The sequence below is a fragment of the Novosphingobium sp. TCA1 genome, from assembly GCF_009811895.1.
Lineage (GTDB): Bacteria > Pseudomonadota > Alphaproteobacteria > Sphingomonadales > Sphingomonadaceae > Novosphingobium > Novosphingobium panipatense_A.
In genome coordinates, this window is record NZ_BLJH01000082.1 from 1 (window position 1) to 5,266 (window position 5,266).

Annotated in this window: 7 protein-coding genes; 3 read left to right on the forward strand and 4 right to left on the reverse strand. The window is 54.2% G+C overall.

The features are described 5' to 3' along the window. Positions 1-586 precede the first annotated feature (586 nt). The 3 genes from NTCA1_RS27835 to NTCA1_RS27845 all read left to right on the forward strand — a co-directional run bounded on the left by NTCA1_RS27835 (position 587) and on the right by NTCA1_RS27845 (position 3,883). Positions 587-2,632 carry a site-specific integrase gene (locus tag NTCA1_RS27835; protein ID WP_037516073.1) on the forward strand — a complete coding sequence of 682 codons (2,046 nt, stop codon included), beginning with the start codon at positions 587-589 and terminating at the stop codon, positions 2,630-2,632. After that, positions 2,629-3,243: a hypothetical protein gene (locus tag NTCA1_RS27840; RefSeq protein ID WP_037516072.1), complete on the forward strand. Its 615-nt coding sequence runs from the start codon at positions 2,629-2,631 to the stop codon at positions 3,241-3,243. The genes NTCA1_RS27835 and NTCA1_RS27840 overlap by 4 nt, the downstream gene beginning before the upstream one ends. Positions 3,244-3,457: 214 nt before the next feature. Continuing rightward, positions 3,458-3,883 (forward strand): hypothetical protein, encoded by a 426-nt coding sequence (locus NTCA1_RS27845; protein WP_037516071.1) that lies wholly within the window; start codon positions 3,458-3,460, stop codon positions 3,881-3,883. A 60-nt stretch (positions 3,884-3,943) separates the two neighbouring features. On the opposite strand, the gene NTCA1_RS27850 is transcribed toward NTCA1_RS27845, so the two are convergent. From NTCA1_RS27850 to NTCA1_RS27865, 4 genes are all read right to left on the reverse strand, one after another. Beyond that, positions 3,944-4,159, reverse strand: a complete 216-nt coding sequence (locus NTCA1_RS27850; protein WP_037516069.1) for a hypothetical protein — start codon at positions 4,157-4,159, stop codon at positions 3,944-3,946. A 138-nt stretch (positions 4,160-4,297) separates the two neighbouring features. Then, the gene (locus tag NTCA1_RS27855) at positions 4,298-4,570 is read right to left on the reverse strand and encodes a hypothetical protein (protein WP_037516067.1); all 273 of its coding nucleotides are present in this window, start codon (positions 4,568-4,570) and stop codon (positions 4,298-4,300) included. Between the two features lie 12 nt (positions 4,571-4,582). Then, complete coding sequence (locus NTCA1_RS27860) at positions 4,583-4,867, reverse strand: hypothetical protein (protein WP_037516064.1); 285 nt, start codon at positions 4,865-4,867, stop codon at positions 4,583-4,585. Beyond that, positions 4,867-5,184: a hypothetical protein gene (locus NTCA1_RS27865; protein ID WP_037516061.1), complete on the reverse strand. Its 318-nt coding sequence runs from the start codon at positions 5,182-5,184 to the stop codon at positions 4,867-4,869. Before NTCA1_RS27865 ends, NTCA1_RS27860 begins: the two co-directional genes overlap by 1 nt. Positions 5,185-5,266: the final 82 nt, after the last annotated feature.

Below are 5,266 nucleotides of genomic sequence, written 5' to 3' on the forward strand. Positions count from 1 at the left end.
ACCGAAAGGTGGGGTCAATATTGGGCGCCGATAGGGGGTCAGTTTTGCGCGCCGGTTGACAGCATCGTCGTGACTGGCTCGATCTGGGCGGAGCACTATTGCGGCAATTCCAGACTGGTCAGTCGACTGCTCCCGATATCATCCGAAGCTTGGTTTCCAGCGGCCGCCTAACGGAGGAAGAGGGTGGCACACTGGCGTCAGGCACCTCCATATCCGCCCAAGGCATGCAGTGCTCGGATCCAACAAAGCCGGATGCCCATATCGACCCATCCCACCGACACGGAGAGATGTGCACTGTGCAGAATTGCTATGATGGGTGCAGTCGGGCTTACCCCACATTTGATACAGCAATCTATGTGGCGCGAGAAATATCCCGGCTTGAGCAGCTCAAATCCTCGATTGATATCATTGCATGGACTGAAAGCGACTATGGGGAGCGGCTCGAGGCAGCCGAAGAAATTTTCAGGCAGTACGCGCCCAAGGTGCAAGCTGATGCCATCAAGGCAGTAAAGGCGCGCCCGCCTCGGCCAATGTTTGGCACCGCCTCCGTAGGCGCCCGAAGGCTAGCTAATCGAGGGATCGTAGCATGAAGATCGACCTCTTTCTGGACTATTGCCATGAGGTATTCCTTCAGGAGGAGGCATTAGCGCTCGATAGACTATCGGACGCAAATCTGGCTATCCCAGAAAACGCAATCATCACCCTACCGACTGCTACACACCCCGGCAGCAAAATGAGCGACGATGATTGGCTGTGGCCAGAAGAATTGATGCCACATCTTCAACCATCCCAACGCAGCATTTGTCATCGCCTACCCTGCGACCTGAGAGCGCTGGGAGGCGATGGACTGCTAAACACGATCAAGCGCTTTCTTGTGCTATCGATGGTGGCGCCGATCAAGAACCCTATTCGCTTGCCTGGACTGAAAGCGAGACAGAGCGTTCTGAACGAGTTTGCTGGCGATATGATTGCTCGTGGAAAGTTTTCTTTTGCGTCACTCAGCGCCACTGATTGGGATGAATTGCTCGATGCAGCGTCGAAGGGGCGTAAAAAGCATACCACTAGACTATTGACGCACCTGCAAGGGCTCGCTGAATATGGGCGCCGAGGCTTCATTGCTGACTACCCTGGACAGTCTCTTCCATCGGCAGGCAATAGTGGAGGCGACGCCTTTATCGCCGATGATATTTCTGATGCCTTCGATGATCACGAGAATTACTCCAATGAAATCGAAGCTCCTCCCAGTGATGTAACATACCTCCCTTTATCTGACAGATACGTCACGGAAATGGGTCGTCGGTGCTACTTCTACCTGAATGAAATCGGTCCCAATCTCGCCACCATTTTCGAAAATCATCCAGATATGGAAGAAAATCGCGCAGAATGGTTTCCTCGCGGACGAAAAGGTGCGCCGAAACCCCAGACTGTACGATTAGCGCGCACCGAGGCGTGGAAACAGAAGCTCGCGGACTTCAAATGGACTAAATCTGATGGGTCGCCGCTCACTGAAATACCATTTACTTGCGATTGTCTAGTGTTCCCGCCGACAAAATGGGACGAGCTTGAACGTCTGATCAGCCGGCACGTTGACTCAATTTTACACATTCTTCTATTGCTGTCCGGAGGACGGAAGAGCGAAGTCCTTTCGCTCAAGCGCTCGGTCGTTTTAAGGGAAGCTGGCACGGTGGACGAGTTTGGCATCGTCGAAGGCCGGACGATGAAACCGTCTCGGACCTCCCTCGGCGATAAACGGAATTGGCCTATACCCGCGCAGGTCGTCGGCTGGCTCAAAACTCAGGCAAAATTGGCGGAAGTGCTAGGGCCGCGTGACAGCGACGGTTTCTGGTGGAGCATGAGCGGAACGAGTGCTGGCGTGGCCCGCATCAGCCCCCACTATCGTTGTACCCAGTTCGCAGAGCGACACGGCCTAGCCCACCTTAACGATGGTACAGCACATCCGCATCGGTACCGAAAAACGATAGCCCGACTCGCCTTGCTGGCTCTCACCGGCGCTCCTATGCTGGTCATGGAAATGTTCGGTCACTCCGACATTATGACGACCATGCGCTATCTGTTGGCGGACCCGGGTATTCTCGCGGACTTGCGTGAAATGCTCGGCGAGCGTCGAGTCGAAGTCGCCCTCAACATTGTCGAGGATCTCGACCGGAGTGCCGGACCTGCATCGGCCACCCTCCGGTCCCAACGAGACCGCTTCTTTGACGAGCTGAACATCCCTTTCAACGAACGGGCCCAACGCGTTACCCTCATGCAGTTCGTGACCGCGAAGCTGCTGGATGGCGCAATGGACATTAAGATTATCTATCCTGGCGTTGTTTGCATTCGAGCATTGGAGCAGACGGGTCTTTGCGCAGTTGGCGGTCGCCAGATCGATCCCGCAGCATGCCAATCCAAGTGCCGCTTTCGCTTGGACCTGTCGCTCCGGATCGACGAGGTCTACGAGACTATTGAGGACCTGTTCGACCACTACCACGAGGCCATCGTGGACAAACTCGATTTGCCGCGGAAATTCTTCGCTGCTCAGATCCTCGATCAAGTTGAAATTTTTCCTGAAATCAAGGATCACTATCGCAATGATGATCGCTTCCTTGCCCTGATCAGCAAAGCCGCATGAGCGAACCAGAACTGTCTTTGCAGCAGGCCAATGCGGCGGCGCAACGCGAGAAAATTAGGCGGAAGCTCTCCGCGACGATCGTCCAGATTCGGCGCGAAATTAGAGGGACGGCGGACGCATTGACAGGGCGCTGCCGCTACATTGTCGATCGAGGTGATGGGCCGAAGCAGTTCAAACTATCTAGGCGTGAGGTACTTCGTCGCGCCGACGTAGACAAAAACACTCTCAACAGGCCGTATCACAAGAAATCCCTTCGCGCCGTCGATCGCTTGGTCTCATGGGCAGCAGAAAGGTGTGCAGATCGTGCAAGACCAGCCCCGGTTGCTCACGATGATACGGGAGAAGCCACGGCCGCACAGGAGAAGCCACTTTCATTTGCCAAAAGGGCATTTGCCGAGCGCGATGATATTGCGGAGAAATTTGCCGCGAATGAATATAAGCTCATTCAGGCCGAACGTGATCTCCGAATCTGTCAGATCGAACTGCAATCTGAGAGGGATAAGAACCAGCGCTTGATCGATGAAGTAATTGATCTCAAGCGGGTCATCATCAGCCTGCGCCCAGTCGAGCAGGATAACGTGGTGGATTTCCCTTCGGGCGCGAATAAGTAATGAATTTCGGAGGTTCCGATGCCGCCGTGCATTCTCGCTTTTCTCCGGGAGATCGTCGAGTGACCGTATTGTCCACGTGCCTTTGGTTGCAAATGCGAGATCAGTTCAAAACACCGAAAAACCCATTTTTCTCATTATAGGACAGTCAATTAAATGACAGTCGATGCCAGATTCGGCATTTATAGGCCCTTCTTCGGCAATGGGATTTATATCTATGACTGATCTAATTCAAGTTGTTACGGCGGTTGATGATCCTGCCCTCAACAGAAGTATCGAGATGACTTTGCATTCTGCGGGTTTCAGAACCACAATCGTGCAAGCCCAGGATCGAGCAATGGTGGCGGATGCTGGAGCTGAGATGCTTGATCAAATTCGCGACAACCTCATCAATCCCACTCAAGTGTTCATCCTTCCGCCGAATATTGTGGACCGGATGCATATAAGGGATAGCTTACTCGGAGCATTGGGTCGAGACGCTTCTGATCCGCGTGAGTATGGAGGATATCCGCCAGTCATAATTGTTACCGGCCCGATGATAACTTTGGCCTTACGGCCGAATATATTCTCCATTTCCGAGTTCAACGATTTGAGCACAGATCAGCTGTCTGTTCTCTTCCATTTCGAGGATAGCGTTCATTAAAGCAGACGCCAGAGCGATCTAACCTGGTAAAAAGAACGACGGACGAGAGCCGTCGTCCTTTCATTTTCCGCCCAATTTAATGTCGTGTTCTGCTGATCGCTCTACGCCAACTGCGCGCGTCCGCTCATCTATCCGGTCCAGCATAGCGCGTTTGCGGGGCGTGCGTCGTAAACCCGTGTTACGCATCTGTTTTGCGCGTTCGGGCGTGTCGATGATACCGAGCGTGGTCTTCCGGGCTCGAATGCCGGCCAGAAGGTCGGAGAGGGTGATAATCATTCTGCTCCTTTCTTCGACTTTACATCATTGAGAAGCTTACCGCATGTCGCTCACGGCAGGTGATTCAGTCGATGGACTTCGGGAATGTATCTGGCTTCATTCCGGTGAGGAGCTCGTCCAAGTCATAGGACCGCCCCGCTAGTCAATGACGACGCGCCCTTGCGCATTGCGAATTTGATCGAGCACCCTCTTTACAAGCGCCCAAGGTCCATCGCTGCGAGCATGCGAACGTACCTGCGTGCGAAGATCGAATGCTGCCACCTGCAATCGCGGCGTGTCTCGCTGAATAATATGGGCGGAATAGCCGCTCACCTGCGATAGACCGCTCTCATTGACGACTTCCATGCGCCCGATTTCAAACGCACTGGCTTCATGGCCTCCCGGCCATATTTCGACTTTCACGACAAGCATCTGATCTCCTGCTCAGTCGAGCGTGATATCCTCCCGCGTGCCTCTCTCGCGGAGACGATAGCGGGTGTTCTGAGTACGTATCAGCCCGCGCGGCACAATAAGGCGCATCGGTGTTCGGAGAGCCGAGGTGATGACCCATTTGCCATCAGGGTAGCGCTGGCGTTGATCATTGAAGATTCTCCCCGCCAAGCGCAGTTCCTTGCGGGCCGGATCAAACGTTCTCATACTGGTGACGAGCAGCCATTCAGCGAGGTCAGCATCAGGGGGAACCGGCGACCGAGGCTGTACTTTTGGCATCAGTCATCTCGCCCCCAAAACATCGCAAAGCCGTCATGATCGAGTTCGTCCGGCCGATCTCGCAGTTGCAAATGCTTCGGCAGTGCAAAGGTCGAAGGTATCCCTCGCTCAAGGATCTCTTCCGCAGGAATGGACAAGCTGACGATCCGGGCATCAGCATTTATGATCTGCGTTCGGACCTCGCCCCGCCACGCACGAAGGTTGAGCGAAACCTCGTCAATCTGAGTGATCCCCTCCCGCTCGAGGAACTCCATTAAAGGGCCAGTGATCTGCTCGAGGCTGCTGGGGCTAAGCTTGCCGTTAAATTTCAAGTGCATTGGGTCACCCCTCTGTTTCGACGGTTGCGTCCGTCAATGTGGTGTAAATTCGGGTGTGGCCATCGGGCTGCATTTTCAGGCG